The 21,995-nt window shown below is 44.3% G+C and carries 25 protein-coding genes; 23 read left to right on the top strand and 2 right to left on the bottom strand.

From position 1 onward, the window contains the following. Positions 1-64: 64 nt before the first annotated feature. Positions 65-2,050, bottom strand: a complete 1,986-nt coding sequence (locus H8706_RS01850) for a DNA gyrase/topoisomerase IV subunit B (protein WP_262431271.1) — start codon at positions 2,048-2,050, stop codon at positions 65-67. A 165-nt stretch (positions 2,051-2,215) separates the two neighbouring features. Here H8706_RS01850 and H8706_RS01845 point away from each other — a divergent pair, with 165 nt between their 5' ends. The 23 genes from H8706_RS01845 (at position 2,216) to larE (ending at position 20,987) form a co-directional block, all read left to right on the top strand. After that, positions 2,216-2,563, top strand: coding sequence for a hypothetical protein (locus H8706_RS01845; protein WP_178347876.1), 348 nt, complete (start codon positions 2,216-2,218; stop codon positions 2,561-2,563). Further along, on the top strand, positions 2,553-3,722 hold the full coding sequence (locus H8706_RS01840) for a cation:proton antiporter (protein WP_262431270.1): 1,170 nt from the start codon (positions 2,553-2,555) through the stop codon (positions 3,720-3,722). Before H8706_RS01845 ends, H8706_RS01840 begins: the two co-directional genes overlap by 11 nt. Positions 3,723-3,867: 145 nt before the next feature. Next, positions 3,868-4,782, top strand: a complete 915-nt coding sequence (locus H8706_RS01835; protein WP_262431281.1) for a type I phosphomannose isomerase catalytic subunit — start codon at positions 3,868-3,870, stop codon at positions 4,780-4,782. After that, positions 4,779-5,468, top strand: a complete 690-nt coding sequence (locus tag H8706_RS01830; RefSeq protein ID WP_262431269.1) for an S-layer homology domain-containing protein — start codon at positions 4,779-4,781, stop codon at positions 5,466-5,468. The genes H8706_RS01835 and H8706_RS01830 overlap by 4 nt, the downstream gene beginning before the upstream one ends. A gap of 12 nt (positions 5,469-5,480) precedes the next feature. After that, complete coding sequence (locus tag H8706_RS01825; protein WP_262431268.1) at positions 5,481-6,671, top strand: aminotransferase-like domain-containing protein; 1,191 nt, start codon at positions 5,481-5,483, stop codon at positions 6,669-6,671. 15 nt (positions 6,672-6,686) lie between these two features. Beyond that, a complete protein-coding gene (gene trpS / locus H8706_RS01820; RefSeq protein ID WP_178347871.1) occupies positions 6,687-7,712 on the top strand; it encodes a tryptophan--tRNA ligase in 1,026 nt (341 codons plus the stop codon). Between the two features lie 24 nt (positions 7,713-7,736). Beyond that, positions 7,737-8,936 carry a glycosyltransferase family 4 protein gene (locus H8706_RS01815; RefSeq protein WP_262431267.1) on the top strand — a complete coding sequence of 400 codons (1,200 nt, stop codon included), beginning with the start codon at positions 7,737-7,739 and terminating at the stop codon, positions 8,934-8,936. Beyond that, positions 8,929-10,077, top strand: a complete 1,149-nt coding sequence (gene wecB / locus H8706_RS01810) for a non-hydrolyzing UDP-N-acetylglucosamine 2-epimerase (RefSeq protein ID WP_262431266.1) — start codon at positions 8,929-8,931, stop codon at positions 10,075-10,077. The genes H8706_RS01815 and wecB overlap by 8 nt, the downstream gene beginning before the upstream one ends. A gap of 129 nt (positions 10,078-10,206) precedes the next feature. Next, positions 10,207-10,437 carry an AtpZ/AtpI family protein gene (locus H8706_RS01805; RefSeq protein ID WP_262431265.1) on the top strand — a complete coding sequence of 77 codons (231 nt, stop codon included), beginning with the start codon at positions 10,207-10,209 and terminating at the stop codon, positions 10,435-10,437. A gap of 13 nt (positions 10,438-10,450) precedes the next feature. Then, positions 10,451-10,852 carry an ATP synthase subunit I gene (locus tag H8706_RS01800; RefSeq protein WP_262431264.1) on the top strand — a complete coding sequence of 134 codons (402 nt, stop codon included), beginning with the start codon at positions 10,451-10,453 and terminating at the stop codon, positions 10,850-10,852. After that, the gene (locus H8706_RS01795) at positions 10,842-11,576 is read left to right on the top strand and encodes a F0F1 ATP synthase subunit A (protein WP_262431263.1); all 735 of its coding nucleotides are present in this window, start codon (positions 10,842-10,844) and stop codon (positions 11,574-11,576) included. Before H8706_RS01800 ends, H8706_RS01795 begins: the two co-directional genes overlap by 11 nt. 40 nt (positions 11,577-11,616) lie before the next feature. Continuing rightward, positions 11,617-11,871 carry an ATP synthase F0 subunit C gene (gene atpE, locus H8706_RS01790; protein ID WP_178347866.1) on the top strand — a complete coding sequence of 85 codons (255 nt, stop codon included), beginning with the start codon at positions 11,617-11,619 and terminating at the stop codon, positions 11,869-11,871. Between the two features lie 39 nt (positions 11,872-11,910). Then, a complete protein-coding gene (atpF, locus tag H8706_RS01785; protein ID WP_262431262.1) occupies positions 11,911-12,411 on the top strand; it encodes a F0F1 ATP synthase subunit B in 501 nt (166 codons plus the stop codon). 2 nt (positions 12,412-12,413) lie between these two features. After that, positions 12,414-12,950, top strand: a complete 537-nt coding sequence (gene atpH / locus H8706_RS01780; RefSeq protein WP_262431261.1) for an ATP synthase F1 subunit delta — start codon at positions 12,414-12,416, stop codon at positions 12,948-12,950. A gap of 28 nt (positions 12,951-12,978) precedes the next feature. Then, on the top strand, positions 12,979-14,493 hold the full coding sequence (gene atpA, locus H8706_RS01775; RefSeq protein ID WP_262431260.1) for a F0F1 ATP synthase subunit alpha: 1,515 nt from the start codon (positions 12,979-12,981) through the stop codon (positions 14,491-14,493). 12 nt (positions 14,494-14,505) lie between these two features. Further along, positions 14,506-15,342, top strand: coding sequence for an ATP synthase F1 subunit gamma (atpG, locus tag H8706_RS01770; protein WP_262431259.1), 837 nt, complete (start codon positions 14,506-14,508; stop codon positions 15,340-15,342). Between the two features lie 21 nt (positions 15,343-15,363). Next, a complete protein-coding gene (atpD, locus tag H8706_RS01765; protein WP_262431258.1) occupies positions 15,364-16,758 on the top strand; it encodes a F0F1 ATP synthase subunit beta in 1,395 nt (464 codons plus the stop codon). 12 nt (positions 16,759-16,770) lie between these two features. Continuing rightward, entirely contained in the window at positions 16,771-17,172 is a 402-nt protein-coding gene (gene atpC, locus H8706_RS01760; protein WP_262431257.1) for an ATP synthase F1 subunit epsilon, read from the top strand. A 345-nt stretch (positions 17,173-17,517) separates the two neighbouring features. Further along, the gene (locus H8706_RS01755) at positions 17,518-17,904 is read left to right on the top strand and encodes a hypothetical protein (RefSeq protein ID WP_262431256.1); all 387 of its coding nucleotides are present in this window, start codon (positions 17,518-17,520) and stop codon (positions 17,902-17,904) included. Next, positions 17,901-18,218, top strand: coding sequence for a hypothetical protein (locus H8706_RS01750; RefSeq protein ID WP_262431255.1), 318 nt, complete (start codon positions 17,901-17,903; stop codon positions 18,216-18,218). The genes H8706_RS01755 and H8706_RS01750 overlap by 4 nt, the downstream gene beginning before the upstream one ends. Positions 18,219-18,245: 27 nt before the next feature. Further along, positions 18,246-19,004, top strand: a complete 759-nt coding sequence (gene larB / locus H8706_RS01745; RefSeq protein ID WP_262431254.1) for a nickel pincer cofactor biosynthesis protein LarB — start codon at positions 18,246-18,248, stop codon at positions 19,002-19,004. Continuing rightward, positions 19,001-20,194, top strand: a complete 1,194-nt coding sequence (larC, locus tag H8706_RS01740; RefSeq protein WP_262431253.1) for a nickel pincer cofactor biosynthesis protein LarC — start codon at positions 19,001-19,003, stop codon at positions 20,192-20,194. Before larB ends, larC begins: the two co-directional genes overlap by 4 nt. Continuing rightward, on the top strand, positions 20,184-20,987 hold the full coding sequence (gene larE, locus H8706_RS01735; RefSeq protein ID WP_262431252.1) for an ATP-dependent sacrificial sulfur transferase LarE: 804 nt from the start codon (positions 20,184-20,186) through the stop codon (positions 20,985-20,987). Before larC ends, larE begins: the two co-directional genes overlap by 11 nt. Before the next feature lie 30 nt (positions 20,988-21,017). Here the strand turns inward: larE and add are convergent, their stop codons facing one another. After that, positions 21,018-21,992: an adenosine deaminase gene (gene add, locus H8706_RS01730; RefSeq protein ID WP_262431251.1), complete on the bottom strand. Its 975-nt coding sequence runs from the start codon at positions 21,990-21,992 to the stop codon at positions 21,018-21,020. Between the last annotated feature and the right edge of the window lie 3 nt (positions 21,993-21,995).

Raw genomic sequence — 21,995 nt, 5'->3', positions numbered from 1 at the left:
TCTGTTCGGTATTGTTTTCCAAAAATTTCAGTCCTTTCAAAGTGATAATTTGAACGGAGATTTATCAGCTTAAATCAAGCATATCGAGGTATTCGTGACCGTTTGTCGTGATGTAGTTTTTTCTGCCCTGCAAATCATCGCCGAGAAGCATATCAAACACTTCTTCCGTGAGGTTTTTATCGTCATCCAAAACCTTTATAAGACGTCTTGTTTCGGGGTTCATAGTTGTCTGCCACATCATTTCGGGTTCGTTTTCGCCAAGACCTTTCGAACGCTGAATTGACGCTTTTTCGCCCGCTTTTTTGATGATTTCGTTTTTCTCTTTTTCGCTGTATGCAAAATACGTTCCGCTCTTTGCGGTAATTTCAAAAAGCGGAGATTCCGCAATGTAAACCTTGCCCTCGGTTATGAGAGTGGGAGTTAAGCGTTTTAGCATCGCAAGAATAAGCGTTCGTATCTGAAAGCCGTCAACGTCGGCATCGGTGCAGATTATTATTTTGTTCCATCTTAAATTATTTATGTCAAATTCCGATACGTTTTTTGAATTTTTACTGCTTATTTCAACACCGCAGCCCATAACTTTCAAAAGGTCAACGATAATATCGTTTTTGAATATTTTGTCAAGGTCAGCTTTAAGACAGTTTAAAATTTTACCGCGCACCGGCATAATAGCCTGAAATTCGGAATCTCTGCCCAGCTTGCACGAGCCGAGCGCCGAGTCGCCCTCCACGATATAAAGCTCACGGCGCGACAAATCTTTTGTACGGCAATCCACAAACTTTTGCACACGGTTGGTAACGTCTATATTTCCGCTCAATTTTTTCGCAATGTTAACCCTTGCTTTTTCCGCGTGTTCACGGCTCCTTTTGTTGATGAGCACTTGCGCGGCGATTTTATCCGCCTCAACCTTGTTTTCTATAAAGTAAACTTCAAGTTCGTGACGCAGAAATTCCGTCATAGCCTCGGCGATAAAAGCGTTGTTTATTGCCTTTTTCGTTTGGTTTGCATAGCTTGTCACGGTGGAGTGGGAGTTTGAAACCAGAATAAGGCAGTCTTTTACGTCGTTAAAGTTAATTTTCGATTCGTTTTTGTTGTATTTGGAATTTTGTTTAAGATACTTGTCCACCGCATACAAAAACGCGTTTGACACCGCTTTGTCGGGCGAACCGCCGTGTTCGAGAAAGCTTGAATTGTGATAATATTCCAAAAGATTTGTTTTGTTTGAAAAACAGAATGCAAACGACATTTTAACGTTGTAGTCATCTCTGTCGGCGCGGTCGCGTCCTCTGCGCTCACATTCAAGATATTTCACATCGGTGAATGCTTCTCCGGCAGCAATTTCGTTTACATAATCGACAATGCCGTTGTTGTAAATATATTCCGTTTCCTCAAATTTTCTCGGTTCTTTCTCGCATTTAAAAACAAGCTTTAAGCCTTTGTTTACAATAGCCTGTTTTTTCATAATATCGTGAAAATATTCTTCGGGAATGTTTATGTCGGTGAAAACTTCAAGGTCGGGACGCCATCTGATCTGCGTGCGCGTGTGCTTATAGTTGTATTCTTCTTTTTTAAGCCCGCCTATGTTAACGCCTTTTTCAAAATGCAAATCATATTTGTATCCGTCGCGGTAAACGGTAACGTCCATATATTCCGATGAATACTGCGTTGCGCACGCGCCGAGTCCGTTTGTGCCGAGGCTGTATTCGTAGTTTTCGCCCGAATTGGTTTTATATTTACCGCCTGCGTAAAGCTCGCAGAAAACAAGCTCCCAGTTAAACATACCCTCTTTCGGGTTGTAGTCAACGGGGATACCTCTGCCGTAGTCGGTAACTTCTATTGAATTGTCAAGATATTTTTTAACTTCGATAAAATTTCCGTAGCCTTCTCTTGCCTCGTCTATGGAGTTTGAGAGAATTTCAAAAACGGCGTGCTCACAGCCGTCCAAGCCGTCCGATCCGAAAATAACGGCAGGGCGAAGGCGCACTCTGTCAGCACCTTTTAATTTCGATATACTTTCGTTTGTATAATCGTTATTTTTGCTTTTAGCCATTTTTTTACCACCTTGTACCATATATTACTTATTATATTTTACAATGTACTACATCTTGTTGTCAAGCGTAATAAGGAAGAAATTTTTTAAATTGTAAAAAATAAGTGGACATTTGGCGAAAAAAGGTATATAATTATATGGAAAATCTATTTGGAGGTAATTTTTATGGTACTTTTGACTGTTGTATTAAATAAAACGGAGTGCCTGGACGAAATTCTGCACGCGTTTGCCGAAAACGGAATAAACGGCGCAACGATTTTGGACAGCACGGGTATGGCGCATACTTTGAGCGACGACGAGGATTTCAGGTTTATCGCGTCCTTGCGCCAAATTCTCGACCCCGACAGAGAAAGCAGTAAAACAATCCTTACCGTTATTGACGAGGGAAAAATTCCGCTCGTTTCAAAAATTGTGAATGACGCGACGGGCGGACTTAACAATCCCGACACGGGAATAATGTTCTGCACCAACGTAACTTATATGGAAGGATTTGAAAAAAACAATGCAATTTAATGTTCTTTGCTATCTTGCAATAATGATTTTTTCGGGTATGGCGTTCGGACGTCTGGTAAAGCTTGTCAAGCTTCCCAACGTTACGGGATACCTTCTTGCAGGTCTTGTTTTGGGACCGAGCGTGCTTAAAATAATTCCGAAAGACACAATCGATTCAATCGCGGTAATCAGCGAGGTTGCGCTCGGCTTTATCGCGTTTTCGATAGGCAACGAATTTAAAATGTCGTATTTTAAAAAAGTGGGCGCGGCGCCTATCGTCATTGCGGCGCTGGAGGCTCTCGGTGCGGTTGTTGCGGTGTGCGCCGTGCTGGTTGCATTCGGCAACGATCTGCCGTTTTCGATTGTTTTAAGCTCAATCGCGGCGGCAACAGCACCCGCGGCAACCATTATGGTTATCCGCCAGTATAAGGCGAAGGGGCCTGTTACCGAAACACTTTTGTCGGTTGTTGCTCTCGACGACGCGGTGGCGCTTATGCTTTTCGGAATTGCCGTTGCGGTTGCCGGAATGCTCAATTCCACTGCGAATGTGTCGGTTGTGAGTATGATTTTTTCGCCGATTGTTGAAATTATCGGTGCGCTGGGTATCGGTGCTGTTTTGGGTATGCTTTTGACATATTTTGTGCGCTTTTTCAAAAAGGACGGAAACAGGCTCTCGCTTGCGGTCGGCTTTGTATTTGCAGGTATCGGAATTGCCGATGTGCTCGGCATTTCGTCGCTCCTTCTTTGTATGGCGCTGGGCGCGGTGTTTGTCAATTTTTCCAAACAGTCGCTCCCTGTTATGAAAGTTGTCGACGCGGTGACACCGCCGATATTTATGCTGTTTTTCGTCGCATCGGGCGCGGCGCTTGAACTTTCGGTTCTGCCGACTCTCGGCATTGTGGGTGTTATATACGTTGTGTTCCGCGTTGTCGGAAAGGTTTTGGGCACATATGCGGGTGCGGCAATATGCAAGTGCGACAAAAAAATCAAAAAATATCTCGGTTATGCGCTTTTGCCCCAGGCAGGCGTTGCAATAGGTCTGTCGCTTGCCGCAACGACGGTTGTGCCCGAATACGGTCAGACAATCCGCGCGATTGTACTCTGTGCAACGTTTATATACGAACTTCTCGGGCCTGCCGTTACGAAAATTGCACTTAAAAAAGCAGGGGAGATACAGTAACTTGTTTTTGAGAATGTGAAAAAAATTCACATTCTCTTTTAATATAATTGCATTATGTTAACAAAATTATTGATTTTTAAAAAGCATTGTGGTATAATAAAACAGATTGAAACCATTTTTTGAGGAGCTGAAAAAATTGTATCCTATGAAAACACAGCCGATTTTCAAAGATTATCTTTGGGGCGGCACAAATTTGAGCAAAAAATACGGCAAGGCGAACGGCGGATTTTTGGCTGAAAGCTGGGAATTATCCTGCCTTGAAAAAGCGCCCGTCAAAATTGCCAACGGTGAGTTTAAAGGACAATTTCTTAAAGATGTTATTGAAAAAAACAAAAGCCTTATTATGGGCAAAAACGGCGAAAACGAAAAAGAATTTCCGCTTCTTTTCAAATTTCTCGATGCAAATAAAGATTTATCCGTTCAGGTGCATCCCGAGGGCGAAAACGGCAAAACCGAAATGTGGTATATCGTTGACGCGAAAGAGGGCGCAAAAATAGGCTTCGGCTTTGTGCGTGACGTTACCAAAGACGAGGTGGAAAAAGCCGCGAAAGACGGCACTTTGCAGGATATTATAAAATATTACGACGTTAAAAAAGGCGACTGTTTCTTTATCCGAGGCGGTTCGGTGCATTGCCTCTGCGCAGGTCTTATAGTTGCCGAAATTCAGCAGAGCAGTGACACGACCTACCGTTTGTATGACTACAACAGACGCGATAAGGACGGAAATTTGCGCGAACTTCATCTTGACAAGGCGCTTGAAGTTGCAAAACTCGGTGTTTACGAAAAAGCGTATTGCAACGCGGAAAATCTTGACGAATGCACCGTTGCGGAGTGCGAATATTTTAAAGTCGTTAAACATACCGTTCACGGTGAAAAATGCTTTGACACCGAAGAAAAAACGTTTAATGCGGTGATGTTTCTTGAGGGTGACGGCTTTATCGAATACGACGGCGGTAAAAAAGAGAAATTTTCCGCAGGCGACACGTTTTTAATCCCTGCGTGCCTTAAAAATTATAAAATTTCGGGCGACTGCGACATTTTAAGGTGTATGCTGCCGTGAAGAAATTTGCATTTTTAATTGCGCTTGCCGCCGCTTTTCAGACGGCTTTTGCGCAGGAGGACATTTCGAGAATTATTTCGCATTACAACGCGTCAACCGAGGACTACACACCCGAAAGCACAACGGACAGCGACACGGTTTTTGCCGATTTGATAGGTTTTGAATGGGCGCATCAAAGCGTGTATGCGTTATCCCGTGACGGCATTGTTTCGGGACGGTGCGAGGGAGTTTTTGCACCCGGCGGCAATGTGAAAATCAAAGAATTTATCAAGCTTGCGGTGCTTGTCGGCGGTTTGTACAGCGAGGAATTTAACTGCGATTTTGAAAAGCTTGACAAAAACGACTGGAGTTATCCGTATATTGCGTCGGCGGAAGACGCGGGAATTGTTGATTTTTTGCCGTACGATACCGATTTTGATGAGTATATAACACGTGAGCAAACCGCGGTTATATCGGCAAAAATACTTGAATTTTCGGGTGTTTCCGTGCGCGGTGACTACGGAGTTTTATTCACAGATGACAGTGAAATAAATGCGCAGAATAAAAAATATGTGTATGCGCTCAAAGATATGAAAATTTTAAACGGTTTCGGTGACGGAAGCTTTATGCCGTCGGCAAACTTAAGACGGTGCGATTCCGCCGTTATAATATACAAACTGCGTGAAATACTTAAAAATTCGCTTTAGGAGGACATAAAAATGGAATATTCAAATTTACTTTCCGAAAGGGTTAAATCGCTTAAGGCTTCGGCTATAAGAGAAATTTTTAAAATGCTCGGCAAAAGCAACATCATTTCGTTTGCCGGCGGTATTCCGTCGCCCGAACTTTTCCCTGCAAAAGAGCTTGGAAAAATTGCGGACGGTATACTTGAAAAAAACGGCGCAAAAGCGCTTATTTACGGCATAACGGAGGGTTATGCTCCGCTTATCGAGATTGTTGAAAAAAGAAATGCTCAAAAAAACGTCGGCAAAGATTTTGACCAGACCATTATAACCACAGGCGCACAGCAGGCAATCGACCTTGTGGGTAAAGCACTCTTGAACGAGGGCGATGGTGTTATCGTCGAGGCGCCCAGTTTTATCGGCGCGCTCAATTCGTTCCGTTCGTATAATGCGCGCCTTTTTGAGGCGGAAGTTAAAGAGGACGGTATCGACCTTGAACAGGTTGAAAATATATTAAAAACCGAGAAAAATATCAAATTTATATACACCATCACAACCTTCCAGAATCCGACGGGTATTACATTAAGTCTTGAAAAACGCAAAAAACTTTTGGAAATTGCGAAAAAATACAACTGCCTTATTTTGGAGGATAATCCTTACGGCGAACTTCGTTTCAGGGGTGAGGACGTTGCGGCGATAAAATCGTTTGACGACGAGGGCAGAGTCATGTACGTCGGCTCATTCTCGAAAACTCTTTCGCCCGGTATGAGAGTTGGATTTTTGACTTGCCATAAGGACATTATGGACAGAGTTGTGGTTGTAAAACAGGTTAACGACGTACACACTCCGCTTTTAAATCAGATGATGGTAACGGATTATATAAACAATTACGATTTTGACGAACATATAAAAATTTCTGCCCAGAAATGCGGTGAAAAATGCGCGGCAATGCTTGACGGCGCAAAAAAATATTTCCCCGACAGCGTTAGCCTTACAAATCCCGACGGCGGAATTTTCCTCTGGTGCACTATGCCCGAGGGCATTGACACAGGCAAAATATTTGAAAAAGCGGTTGAAAAGGGCATTGCGTTTGTGCCCGGCAGAACGTGTATGGCTGACATTGACAAGGTGTCAAACTGCTTCAGATTAAACTATACAACCGTGTCAAACGAAAAAATAGACGAGGGAATGAAAATTCTCGGCGAAATTCTTAAAGAATACGTATAAAAAGGTGTGAATACAATGGAAAACAATGCGGAAAACAAGACAGAAAAAAAGAAAATTATATTCAGCGGTATCCAGCCGACGGGTTGCATTACGCTGGGTAACTATATAGGCGCGCTGAAAAACTGGGTAGATTTGCAAAACGATTACAACTGCCTTTTTTCGGTGGTTGACCTGCACTCAATCACGGTGCGTCAAGACAGTGCGCTTTTGAGAAAAAGATGTATTGAATTTTTGGTGCAGTATCTTGCGTGCGGAATTGACGCGGAGAAAAACATTCTGTTCTTCCAGTCGCACGTTCCCCAGCACGCGGAACTTTCGTGGGTTTTAAGCTGTTTTACATATATGGGCGAACTTTCGAGAATGACGCAGTATAAGGACAAATGCGCAAAACACGCGGACAATATAAACGCAGGACTTTTCACGTATCCCGTGCTTATGGCGGCGGATATTTTGCTTTATCAGACCGACCTTGTTCCCGTCGGCAGCGACCAGAAACAGCACCTTGAAATCACGCGCGATATTGCAATGCGTTTTAACGGCGTTTACGGAAATGTGTTTAAAATCCCCGAAGGCTTTACACCCAAAGCAGGCGCAAGAATTATGAGCCTTCAGGAGCCGACCTCGAAAATGTCGAAATCCGACCCCAACGAGAACGGATTTATTTCAATCCTCGATACTCCCGACGCGATTGTGCGTAAAATCAAACGCGCCGTGACCGACTCGGACAATCTTATAAAAGTGCGCGAGGGACACGACGGAATTAACAACCTTATAAATATTTATTCCGCAATCACTAAAAAAGAGATAAGCGATATTGAAGCGGAATTTGACGGCAAAGGCTACGGCGACTTTAAACAGAGCGTTGCCGAGGCGGCGGTTGAAGAACTCCGTCCGATACGCGAACGTTATAACGCGCTTATAAAAGACAAAGCATACATTGAAGAAATATACAAAAAAGGTGCGCTTGCGGCACAGAAACTTGCGTCGCGCACACTCTCCAAGGTTCACAGAAAGCTCGGTTTTGTGGACAGAAAATTTTAATTCAAAAGGCAGGAGAAATATTAAATGGATATGTTAACAACGCTGATTTTAAGCTTTTCGCTCGCGTTTATTCTGTCTTTTGTGTCCACACCGTTAGTGCGCAAAATGGCGTTTAAAATGGGCGCGGTGGACGTGCCCGACGGAAAAAGGCGAATACACAAAAAATCAACTCCGCTCATCGGCGGACTTGCGATATTCTACGGAACGTTTATCAGCCTTTTGTGCTTTTACCGTCCGATTGACGAAACACTGCGCGGTATACTTTTAGGATCGATTATCATTGTTGCAATGGGAATTGTGGACGACACCGTTGAACTTAAACCGAAGAAAAAGCTTTTGTTCCAGCTTCTCGCGGCGGTTGTCGTTGCGCTTAACGGAATAAAAATAACCTATCTTTCGGTGCCCGATTTCATCATAAAGGGCGGAATTCTGCCCCTCGGCTGGGCGAGCATACCCGTCACGGTGATATGGATTGTCGCGGTGACAAACGCAGTTAACTTAATCGACGGACTTGACGGACTTGCGGCAGGTGTATCGTCCATTGCGACGTTTTCGCTTTTCTTTATAGCAATACTTCTGCGCGAACCGACGGTTGCGATAATCTCGGCGGCGCTTGCAGGCGCGTGCATAGGATTTTTGCCGTTTAACTTTAATCCGGCTAAAATTTTTATGGGCGACACCGGCGCGCAGTTTTTGGGATTTATGCTCTCGATAATCTGCATACAGGGCTTGTTTAAAGGCTACCTTATCATATCGTTTGTGGCGCCGTTTTTAATTCTCGGACTGCCGATTTTCGATACGCTTTTTGCGATTGTAAGGCGCGTTTGGAACGGTAAACCCGTTATGACCGCGGACAGGGGACATCTTCATCACAAGCTTATGGATATGGGATTTTCGCAGAAACAGGCGGTTGCGATACTTTATATAATCAGCACGCTTTTGGGACTTACCGCGGTGGTTATGGTAGACAGAGGCGCACAGCAGGCAATTTGGATTGTTGTGTCAATTCTTATAGTTGCGGTTTTCAGTATTTATATAACCATTCACCGCGAAAAGACAGAAAAACAGAGCGGTGACGTTGTGTTCGGCTCGGGAAAAAAAGGCAAAAATATACAGAAAACAGAAATTGTTACAGACGAAAATACAGACGGAAAAACTGAAGATAACACAGAAGATAACACCAAAAATTCCGGCACGGAAAAAGGAGAAGAAAAAAATGATTAAAGTTATGACGGTTTTCGGGACACGTCCCGAGGCTATAAAAATGGCTCCGCTTGTAAAGGAGCTTGAAAAAAACGAAAATATTGAGTCTATCGTTGCGGTTACAGCACAGCACAGACAGATGCTCGACCAGGTGCTTGAAATTTTCAACATCACACCCGATTACGATTTGAATATTATGAAAGACAGACAAACGCTTTTGTCCATTACAACAAATGCGCTCACCGGTCTTTATGACGTTATAAACGAGGCAAAACCCGACATTGTGCTTGTTCACGGCGACACCAGCACTACCTTTGTCGGCGCGCTCGCGTCTTTTTACAATCAGACGAAAGTCGGTCACGTTGAGGCAGGACTGCGCACATATGACAAATATTCGCCGTATCCCGAAGAGATGAACAGACGTCTTACCGGCGCGATTGCGGATTTGCATTTTTCGCCGACTGCTGCGAATAAGCAAAATCTTCTTAAAGAAAATGTTGACGAAAAAAACATTTTTATAACGGGAAATACCGTTATCGACGCGCTCAAATCGACGGTAAAAGAGAACTATAAATTTAAAGACGAATACTTAAATTCGGTTGATTTCAATGCGAAAAAGGTTATTCTTATGACCGCGCACCGCAGAGAAAACCTCGGAAAACCGCTTGAGAACATCTGCTCGGCGGTTAAAGAAATCGTTGAAAAACACAGTGACGTTGAGGTTGTTTATCCCGTTCACTTAAACCCTGCCGTACGAGAGGTTGCAAACAAAATTCTCGGCGGTATGGACAGAGTGCATCTTATCGAACCGCTCGACGTTGTTGATATGCACAATGCTATGCACCGCTGTTATATGGTTATGACCGATTCGGGCGGACTTCAGGAGGAGGCTCCGAGCCTCGGCAAACCCGTTATCGTATTGCGCACCGAAACGGAGCGTCCCGAGGCGGTTAAGGCAGGCACGGTTATAATGGGCGGTATCGAAAAAGATGTTATCGTAAAATATGCAGCCGACCTTATCTGCGACAGTGAATTTTACAAAAAAATATCAAAAACCGCAAATCCGTACGGTGACGGAACTGCGTCCAAACGCACTGTTGACGCTATTTTGTACCATTTCGGCTATCTTAAAGAGCGTCCCGAAGATTTGAAAGTTGACTGATGAAATTAAAGAGAGTTTGAACATATTTTGTTTGGCTCTCTTTTAGCATATAAACGGTTGGTCAATTTTATAAAAATGCCCAAAACACGGCATTTTAATGTTGACAAACCGCGCGTCGAGGTGTTAAAATTGAATAAAAAATACAAGAGCTTAAAGGCGCTTGCATACGTTACACAGCTTGGATTTAATATTATAACTCCCGTTATTTTGTGCATAATTATTGCGATTTATATTAAAAATAAATTTATGCTCGGCGATTATGCAGTGATTTTGGGAATAATCGTCGGCTGCGGTGCAGGTTTTATGAGTCTTTTGAATTTTATAAAGCTTGTTGAAAAAGAAAATAAAAGCGACAAATAAAAAGGGTGATTTTATGCTTTCGGCATCATCTGTTTACGAACTTAAACGAATGGGAATAGGTCTTTTAATCTGCTCGGCGATAAGTGCCGTTATTTTCTCAATCGTTTTGGGTTATCAAAATTCAATACTTTTCGGCACACTTTTAGGCTTTTCCGCCGCGTTTTTAAATTATTTTTTCCTTGCGGTATACATTGAGCGAAGTGTCAAAAAGAAGAAAAACGCGGCATTGAGCGCTATGGGCGGAGGATATTTTTTAAGAATGGTGTTTATTGCGCTTATGATTTATTTTGCGATTAAAAGCGAATTTATAAATCACTGGGCAATGATTGTTCCGCTCATTTTTCCGCGTATCATAATAATGTGCCTGTCGTATGCGGACACGCACAAAAAGGAGGCGCAAAAAGTTGAACGTTGAAGTAAACGGCCCTAAAATTGTGTTTACACTCCCGTTTTTCGGCGGTATAAACGTGACCGAAACGGTTGTCAATAGCTGGTACATTATGGCGTTTATCGTTTTGATGTCAATATACCTTACACGCGGTTTAAAGGTTAAAAATCCCGGCAAAAGGCAAATTGCCGCTGAAAAACTGTATCTTATGTTGCATAATCTCGTAACCGAGGTTATGGGAGAAAGATTTGAAAAATTCGTTCCGTATATCGGCGCGCTTTTCACGCTTTCCATTTTGGGAAGTCTTTCGAGTCTCCTCGGTATGCGTCCGCTCACCGCAGACCTCAGCACAACGCTCGGCTGGGCGCTGGTGACGTTTATGATGGTGCAGATTACAAACATTAAAACAAACGGGATTTTCGGCTATATAAAGTCGTTCACACAGCCTGTTGCGGTGCTCACTCCGCTAAACCTTATAAGCGAAGTCGCAAACCCCATTTCAATCGCGTTCCGTCATTTCGGAAACATAGCGTCGGGCGTGGTTATAACGTCGCTTGTATACAGCGCGCTTGCGGCATTGAGTAATTTTGTTTTGGGTTTTATACCAAACGATTTTATAAATAGCATACCGATTTTTCAGGTTGGACTGCCTGCGATTTTGTCGGTCTATTTCGACCTTTTCACAAGCTTTTTGCAGGCATACATCATATCAATGCTGACGATGGTTTTTGTGTCGTCGGCGGCTGAATAAGTTTATACTGATATTTTTTACTATAAGGAGGAATTTTTTTATGGAAAGAGCAATAGTTTTGGCGGCGTCGGCAGTCGGCGCGGGACTTGCGATGATTGCAGGTATAGGTCCCGGTATAGGTCAGGGTTACGCGGCAGGTAAGGCTGCCGAGGCGGTAGGCAGACAGCCCGAGGCGAAAGGCGACATCACGTCTACAATGCTTTTCGGCTGTGCGGTTGCGGAGTCTACCGGTATTTACGGTTTGGTTGTTGCGATGATTTTGCTTTTCGCAAATCCCCTTATCGGCAAGCTTTGATTTTTCCCGAAGATTTACAAATTTTAAGGAGGAAAGGCTATGGAAAAATACTTGGCTTTTGTCACCATAGATGTATGGACGCTCATTTTTACCTGGGCGAATTTGCTTATCCTCTTTTTGCTGATGAAAAAGTTCTTTTTTAAGCCGATAAAAAACATTTTGAAACAGCGCGAGGACGAGATAAATTCGCTTTACGAAAAAGCAAATTCGTCCAGTACCGAGGCTGAAAAATTAAAAGAAGAATATGAAAACCGCCTTAAAGATGCAAAAAAAGAGGCGTCGGAGATTGTGGGCAGTGCTGTGAAAAATGCAGAGGCGCGCGGTAATGCCATTGTTGACGATGCTAAAAAAGAGGCGAGGGGAATTCTCGACAGAGCTGAAAGAGAAATCGAGCAGGAGAAAACCGCCGCCGTAAACGAAATCAAAGGCGATATATCCAATCTTGCGGTGAATATTGCACAAAAGGTTATTGAAAAAGATTTGAAAAAAGAAGATCACGAAAAAATGATTGATGATATTATCAGCAAAATGGGTGAATAGCTATGAAAAATACTGCACAAAGCTATGCCGCGGCGCTTTACGAGCTTGCACGCGAGGAAAAAGAAGAAAAGAAGATTTTGGACGATTTGTCGGTTATATCGGCGGTTTTTAAAGCCGAGGAAAAATATTTGAAACTTCTTAATTCTTATGCCGTTGAAAAGTCTGAAAAGGACAAACTTGCAAATGATGCGTTCGGCGGAAAATTAAGCGGATACAGTGTGAATTTTATAAAGCTTTTGGCGTCGAAAAATATTTTAAATTTGTTTTTTGACTGCGAAAAAGAGTATGCGCGTCTTTACCGCAAGGCGCATAATATCGAGCGTGCAAGCGTTATTTCGGCGGTTGAACTTTCTGATGTTCAAAAAGAAAATCTTGTTAAAAAGCTTGAAAAAATGACCGGAAAAACCGTTTGCGCCGACTTTTCGTGCGACGCTGAAATACTCGGAGGTTTTGTGGTGCGCTTTGAAAATTCACAGCTTGATTTAAGCGTTAAAAGCAGACTTGAGGATATGAAAAAGCATATTTTTTACAGGGCATAATTGTGCCTGACAAGAGGAAGGTGAAGAAATGCAGCTTGATACACAGGAAATCTTAAGCGTCATAAAGGCGCAGATTAAGAATTACGAAAATAAAATCGAGCAGAAAGAAACGGGCTACATTATAGAGGTCGGCGACGGCATAGCGCGCGCGTCGGGGCTTGATAACTGTATGGCAAACGAACTTGTTGAGTTTGAAAACGGCGAACTTGCAATGGCGTTAAACCTCGAAGAAAACAGCGTCAGCCTTGTTATTCTCGGTTCGGATTCCGAACTTAAAGAGGGCGACATTGTAAAACGTACGGGCAAAGTTGTTGAGGTGCCGGTCGGCGAGGCGCTTATCGGCAGAGTTGTAAACGCGCTCGGTCAGCCTATCGACGGCAAGGGCGTTATAAACACAAACGAAACGCGCCCCATTGAAAGCAACGCGCCGGGAATTATCGAAAGAAAATCGGTAAGCGTTCCGCTCCAAACGGGAATTAAGGCGATTGACTCTATGATTCCTATCGGCAGAGGTCAGCGTGAGCTTATCATCGGCGACCGCCAGACGGGAAAAACCGTTATCGCGCTCGATACAATTATAAATCAAAAAGGCAAAGACGTTATTTGCATATACGTTGCAATCGGTCAGAAAAATTCAACCGTTGCGTCCATTGCGGACACGCTCGCAAAAAACGGAGCTATGGACTATACAATCATTGTTTCGTCCACCGCGTCCGAGCTTGCACCGCTCCAGTATATCGCGCCCTATTCGGGCTGTGCTATGGGCGAATATTTTATGCACAAGGGCAAGGACGTTTTGATAGTTTATGACGATTTGTCAAAACACGCGGTTGCATACCGTGCACTGTCGCTCCTTATCCGCCGTCCGCCCGGACGTGAGGCATATCCCGGCGATGTTTTCTATCTCCATTCGCGTCTTTTGGAAAGAGCGGCGAGAATTGCGCCCGAATACGGCGGAGGTTCGCTCACCGCACTTCCGATTATCGAAACACAGGCAGGCGACATCTCGGCGTATATCCCGACAAACGTTATTTCCATCACCGACGGTCAGATATTCCTTGAGTCGGAACTTTTCCACAGCGGAATTATGCCGGCGGTAAACCCCGGAATAAGCGTGTCGCGTGTCGGCGGAAATGCGCAGATTAAGGCAATGAAAAAAGTGTCGGGAACGCTTAAACTTGCATATTCGCAGTACCGTGAGCTTCAGGCATTCGCGCAGTTCGGTTCCGACCTTGACGACGACACGAAGGAACGTCTTGCACAGGGCGAGCGAATTGTGGAGGTTTTAAAACAGGATAGAAACGCGCCCGTTAAGGTTGAACTTCAGGTTGTTATAATCTACGCGGTTATAAATGACCTTTTAAAAGATATTGAAATTAAAGATATAGCGGAATTTCAGAACACGCTTTTTGCGTATATTGAAAACAATGAGCCGTCGATTATAGACGAAATTGCAAAAACGGGCGACCTTACAAAAGAAACCGAGGAAAAAATCGTAAGTACGGTTGAGGCTTGCAAAAAGAGCTTTCTTTCGTCCAAATAAGGGGGGATATTTGTGGCAGGCAATATGAAGGCAATCAAAAACCGCATAAAAAGCGTTGAAAACACCAAGCAGATTACCAAAGCAATGGAGCTTGTCGCGGCGTCAAAGCTGAAAAAAGCGAGCGCCAAAATTGAAAATTCCCGTCCTTTTTTTGAAATTTTGAAAGAAACTTTGGACGGCATTGCGAAGAACAACAAAGATTTTTCGTCTCCTTTTTGCGTGCTCAATGAGTCAAAGCCGACGTGTCATATCGTTATTGCAGGCGACAGAGGGCTTGCGGGCGGATATAACAGCAATCTTTTTAAATCGGTCGATTTAAAGGACGGTGACGTTGTTTTTCCCATAGGCAGAAAGGCGATTGAACATTTTGAACACCGCGGTGCGGAAATTTTTACAAAAAAATATAACGTCACCGAAGATGTATCAATTTCGGACTGCGACGCGATAGGAAAAGAAATTTCAAAAGCATACCTTGACGGGAAATTCGGCTCGGTGAAGGTGGAATACACAAAATTTGTGAATTTTTTAAGCCAGATGCCGGCAAGCGACGAGGTTTTGCCGATTATCTACCGCGGCGAAGAAAAAAACGACACAAAAAGCCTTATAATTTACGAACCGTCGTATGAGGCGGTGTTCGATTTCGCCGTTCCGCAGTATATCGGCGGTATTGTTTACGGTGCGGTTGCAGAGTCGCTCGCGTCCGAGCTTTCGGCACGCAGAAATGCTATGCAGTCGGCAAACAAAAACGCGGACGAAATGATAAATAACCTTAATTTAAGCTACAATCGCGCAAGACAGGCGGCGATAACACAGGAAATCACCGAGATTGTAGCAGGCTCACAAGAATAATTTGAAAAGCAGGTGAGATATATGGACAACAAAAATATCGGCAGAGTGGTGCAGGTTACGGGACCTGTGCTTGATATAAAATTTGATGATGAACATTTGCCCAATCTTCTGAATGCGATTGAGGTGAAAAACGGCGAAAAAACCATTGTTGCGGAGGTTGCACAGCATATCGGCGATGACGTTGTAAGATGTATTGCAATGAGCTCGACCGACGGTTTGGTGCGCGGTGCAAAAGCGGTTGACACGGGGAGCGGTATCAGCGTTCCCGTCGGCGAAGAAACGCTCGGCAGAATTTTCAATCTTCTCGGCGAGCCGGTTGACAATCTTCCTGCGCCCGAAACAAAGGAAAGATGGTGTATTCACCGCAAACCGCCGGCTTATGACGAACAGCAGAGCGCGACGGAAATTCTCGAAACGGGAATAAAAGTCGTTGACCTTATCTGCCCGTATGCAAAAGGCGGTAAAATCGGTCTTTTCGGCGGTGCCGGCGTCGGCAAAACCGTGCTTATTATGGAACTTATCAACAACGTTGCAAAACAGCACGGCGGACTTTCTGTGTTTTCGGGAGTCGGCGAGAGAACGCGTGAGGGAAACGACCTTTACAACGAAATGAAAGAATCGGGCGTTTTGAATAAAACCGCGCTCGTGTACGGTCAGATGAACGAACCGCCCGGAGCGAGAATGAGAGTTGCGCTTTCGGGTCTTACAATGGCGGAATATTTCCGTGACAAATGCGGTCAGGACGTGCTTTTGTTCATAGACAACATTTTCAGATTTACCCAGGCAGGCTCGGAGGTTTCGGCGCTTTTGGGACGTATGCCGTCCGCGGTTGGTTATCAGCCGACTCTTGCTACCGAAATGGGCGCTTTGCAGGAGAGAATTACATCTACAAAAAAAGGTTCAATCACGTCTGTTCAGGCGGTTTACGTCCCTGCTGACGACCTTACCGACCCTGCACCGGCAACGACTTTTGCCCACCTTGACGCGAAAACCGTTCTTTCAAGACAGATTGCGTCACAGGGTATTTATCCGGCGGTCGACCCTCTCGATTCAACTTCGAGAATACTTTCGCCCGATATTGTGGGCAAAGAGCATTACGAAACCGCGCGCGGAGTGCAGAAAATTTTGCAAAGATACAACGAACTTCAGGATATTATCGCGATTATGGGTATGGACGAGCTTTCGGAGGACGACAAGCTCACGGTAAACCGTGCGCGAAAAGTGCAGAGATTTTTGTCGCAGTCGTTCTCGGTTGCGGAGCAGTTTACGGGTATGCCCGGAAAATACGTTCCGCTTAAAGAAACCGTGCGCGGTTTTAAAGAAATTTTAGAGGGCAAGCACGACGATATTCCCGAATCCGCATTTCTTTTTGCCGGCACTATTGACGAGGTTGTCGAAAAGGCTAAAAAACGATAGGGGGTTTTGAATTTGGCTGAATTTAGACTTCAAATCGTAACGCCGGGCGGACTGGAATTTGACGATAATATAGAAAATCTTATCGTCCGCGCGGTGAACGGCGACGTCGGCATACTTGCGCGCCACGCGGATTACGTTGTTCCGCTTGAAATCGGCACAGCGCGTGTGAAAAAAGACGGCAAAGTGCGCGTCGGCTCGTGCAACGGCGGTACACTCTGCGTAACCGACGGAAATGCGAAAATTATCGCGTTCAGCTTTGAATGGGCGGACGAAATCGACATAAACCGTGCGCTCGACGCGAAAAAACGCGCCGAGAATGCCATGAAAAAGAAAACAAGCGACTACGAATTAAATCTTGCAAAAGTAAAATTAAAACGTGCGTTGAGCAGAATAAGCGTTTACGAAAACAGATAATTTTTAAGATTATAAGGAAGCATAGCAGAACAAATTTGTTTTGCATTGCCTCCTTATTTTTGTTGTTTTTATATAATAATTCAAATGAATTTCAGAAAGATTTATTGACTGTAACGTTTATGAGTGATATAATAAACTCAATTTAAGCTTTATGAAAGACTTTAAACTGCTTAACGAGAAAGAGTCGGACACCATACAAAGTGTGTGCGAAATTTTTAAGCCGCAGAAGATTGTATAAAATGCGTAAAATGCGAAAAAATTTGTCCGCAGTATTTAAAAATAAGAACATTGTCTGAAGACGCGGCGCGTACTTTTGAAAAAATATTTAACAGGAGGATATTAAAAATGGCTTGTTTTATTGCACCTGTCGCAGAGGCGGCGGCAGTATCGGTAATTGCAAAGAAAGTAAAGAAAAATGAGGGTGAAACAAACGTCAAAATTCCATTCTCGCGCAAGGTGAAGTGGCTTTCAAATATGCTGTGGGGAGGCAGTGCTCTTTTGGCATTTGAACACATCTGGCATGGCGAAGTTGTGCCGTTTTTCCCGTTTTTGACCGCGGTGCAGACTCAAACGGGAGCATTTGAAATGCTGAAGGAAATTGCAACAACCGGTGTTACAATGGGGCTTATCGTTACTGCCGTTTGGGGCGGTATGCTGGCAGTTGTTCACCAATTTGAGAAATTTGCCGTAAATGACGGATTGAAAACGGCAAAATGGGGAGAGAACAAATGACACTGTTGACATCAATATTTGCGGCGATTATATGTACGGTTTTGTGGTACAGAAACGATGCGGAAAATGATATGCTTTTACATATTCCCGTCTTTATGTTTTGGGGAGCGTCGCTTATGTGGCTTGCGGATGCGATATTTGAATACGCAAAGCTCGGAGCGGAATATTTCACTCCCGAACCGCTTGATATGCTGAATGATTTTTACCTCGGCTTGTCTGTGATTGCGCTCGGACTTGTTATTTGGCTTGTAATTTTGCTTGTAAAGGACCCGAAAGGCAGAATAAAAACGGCACTATTCAAAAACAGGGAATAACCGTTCGGACATTTTGAAGGTGAATTTATGGAACAAAATGAAATCAAAAAGTTATTGCAGAATGTTGCGGACGGAAAGATTTCCGCTGACGGCGCGTTGCTTAGGATAAAAAACAAACCATTTGAAGATTTGGGATATGCAAAACCCGATTTTCACAGAAAATCGCGTCAGGGCGTGTCGGAGGTGATTTACGGTGCAGGGAAAACCGCCGAACAAATCATAGGCATTTCACAGTCTTTTGCAAAGCACGGTCAAAAAGACATTTTAATCACACGGCTCGATAAAGAAAAAGCGGAAAAAATAAACAGCGAAATTACGCTTAAATATTACGATACGGCAAATATAGGCATTATCGGCTCAATGCCGGAAAAACGCGTCGGGAAAATCGTTATCGCAACGGGCGGAACAAGCGATATTCCCGTTGCTGAGGAGGCGGCGGTTACGTCCGAAATGCTCGGCAACAATACAATGCGTCTGTATGATGTCGGCGTTGCCGGTATTCACAGATTGCTTGCGCATACAGATGAAATAATGACCGCGCGCGTTATTATTGCGATTGCCGGAATGGAAGGCGCCCTTGCAAGCGTTATCGGCGGACTTGCCGATTGCCCCGTTATAGCCGTTCCCACGAGCGTAGGGTACGGTGCGGCATTTAACGGTCTGGCGGCGCTTTTATCAATGCTCAATTCCTGCGCAAGCGGTGTCAGCGTTGTAAACATAGACAACGGTTTCGGTGCGGCGTATCAGGCGAGTATGATAAACCATATGGGAGGACTTAACGAATGAAAACATTATACATCGACTGCAATATGGGCGCGGCAGGGGATATGCTGATGTCCGCATTGCTGGAGCTTCATTCTGATGCGGAGGGATTTTTGAGCAGATTAAACGCGCTCGGTATCCCTAATGTTACGGTAACGAAAACTCAAAGCGTAAAATGCGGTATAACGGGAACGCATACCGACGTCAGTGTTGACGGTTTGCACGAGGACGTGCATATGCACGGACATCACCATCATCACCATACGGGTATGCACGAAATTGAACATATCATCGAACATTTTGACATTCCCGAAAAGGTGCGTGCGGATATAAAAGCAGTATACCACCTTATTGCAGAGGCTGAAAGCCGTGCACACGGCTGTGAGATTGATCAAATACATTTTCACGAGGTAGGGCAGATGGACGCCGTGACGGATATTACAGGCGTTTGTATGCTTATACACGAGCTGGGGGTTGATAAAATTATCGCGTCGCCCGTCCGCGTAGGAAGCGGTCAGGTGAAGTGCGCGCACGGAATATTGCCCGTTCCTGCGCCTGCGACGGTATATATACTAAAGGATATTCCGATTTACAGCGGAAGTATTAGGGACGAAATGTGCACACCTACAGGCGCCGCGCTTTTGGCTCATTTTGCCGACGAATTCGGCGATATGCCTGTTATGCGTGTTTCAAAAATCGGTTACGGAATGGGTACGAAAGACTTTGATACGGCAAATTGTATCCGCGTTATGATTGGCGAAACAGAAAATGAAGATAACAGAGTTTTGGAGTTAAAATGCAATATTGACGATATGACGGCGGAGGAAATCGGCTATGCATCGGAGCAGCTTGTGAAATCGGGCGCGATTGATGTTTTTACCGTGCCGATAGGTATGAAAAAGAACCGCCCCGGAACACTGCTTTCGTGCATTTGCAAAATTTCGGACAAGGATGCGGTAATAAGCGCTGTTTTCCGATATACCTCAACCATCGGCATAAGGCAGAATATATGTGAGCGGTATGTGCTTGACAGAACGGAAAGCGTTGTTAATACAAAATACGGTGACGTGCGCGTTAAATGCTCGGAGGGGTACGGCGTGAAACGCACAAAAACCGAATATGACGATGTTGCAAAAATTTCGGAAAAGCTCGGCGTTTCCGTGAGCGAAGCACGCCGGCTGATCGGAGAGGAAACGAAGAAAAATGCGCAGTAAGTATGAAAAACTGACAGATGAATTAAAATCTTTGGGCAGTGTTGCTGTGGCTTTTTCGGGCGGTGTGGACTCAACCTTTTTGCTAAAGGCGGCAAAGGACGCGCTCGGAAACGGCGCTGCGGCGGTTACGGTGCGCTCTCGGTTAATTCCAGCTAATGAGCTTTGCGAGGCGGAGGATTTTTGCAAACGCGAGAATATAAAACAAATTATCTGCGACGTCGAACCGCTTGATATAAAAGGATTTTCAGAAAATCCGATAAACAGGTGCTATATTTGCAAAAAAGAGATATTCGGCATTATAAAGAAAACCGCCGAGGAGAACGGCGCAAAAGCAGTTGTTGAGGGGTCAAATCTTGACGACAACGGCGATTACCGTCCCGGTATGAAGGCAATCCGCGAATTGGGAGTGTTAAGCCCATTGCAAACGGCAGGCTTTACAAAACGTGAAATTCGCGAAATGTCCGAAAAGCTCGGTCTGCCTACTTGGAATAAACCATCTTTTGCCTGTCTTGCGTCACGATTTGCATACGGTGAGGAAATCACCGCTGAAAAGCTGAAACAGGTTGAAAATGCGGAGCGGATATTGCGCGTCTCGGGTTTTAAGCAGTTCAGGGTTCGTATTCACAGTGATATTGCGCGCATAGAGATACTGCCTGATGAGTTTGAAAAATTGCTTGCAATACGGGAAAATTTGTATAAAGATATGAAAGCGCTCGGATTTTCATATGTGACGATGGATTTGCAGGGATACCGTACGGGAAGTATGAACGAAAAAATTGTAATCAATAAATAAAAAAACCGCAGATGGGAATTCTGCGGTTTTTTATTCGCTCACAATAAGTTTTTTTAATTTTTCTTTGACTTCATCTGTTGTAAAAGCGGAATTTACCGCATTTTCAAGCACCTTGGTTTTTTGTTTCCGTGAAAGTGAAAAATTCTTTTCCATATATTCAAATTCACGTGCAGTCGTGGTGTTTTCTATAGCCTTGTCGTCTGTGTTTATGGTGACTTTTATACCCATATCAAGGTATTTCATAAAAGGATAATTTTTCATATCGGCAACTGCTTTTGTTATTTTGTTGCTCGTAGGGCACATTTCAAGCGTGATGCCTTTTTCTTTTATGAGGCAGAGCACCTCTTCGTCCTCGTACGCTCTCACACCGTGACCTATCCGCGCCGCGCCGGTATCTATTGCGGTTTTCACGCTTTGCGCGCCGTCCGCTTCGCCTGCGTGAACCGACATCGGAATACCGCGTTTTTTCGCCTCGTTGAGAATATCGGTATAATTTTGGGTGGGGTAGAGTGCCTCCGCGCCTGCAAGGTTTATGCCTGTGACTCCGCCGTTTCGCACAAGATGCTTTTCTGCAAGACGGAGCGTTTCGCGGTTTTCGCTCTCGTTTCCGTTTCCGCGCATAAGGCAAAGCAAAAGATTCGCGCATATCGGTGCTTTTTTCAGTCCCTCTATTGCCGATAAAACGATATTCTCCTGTGAAATTCCGTTTTGCGTGTGCAGCTGCGGAGCAAACATAATTTCGGCATAAACAACGCCCTCGTTCTGCATTTCGCAAAGCACAAGGTTAACCGCCTCGGACACCGATTTTTCGGTTTGCAAAAGCGACAGCGGAAAGCTGAAACATTTTAGAAAATCGTTTAAACTTTTGCAGTTTTCGGGCGCAACTATAAGATTTTTAAGTTGTTCGTCATCGGGCAGAGGTATCGACTGCATTTTTGCAAGTTTTTTTGCAATCGGCACGGTAATTGACCCGTCAAGATGCGCGTGCAAATCTATATATCTCATATA

The organism is Qingrenia yutianensis (assembly GCF_014385105.1).
Taxonomy (GTDB): domain Bacteria; phylum Bacillota; class Clostridia; order UMGS1810; family UMGS1810; genus Qingrenia; species Qingrenia yutianensis.
This window is presented reverse-complemented; position numbering and strand designations above follow the sequence as displayed.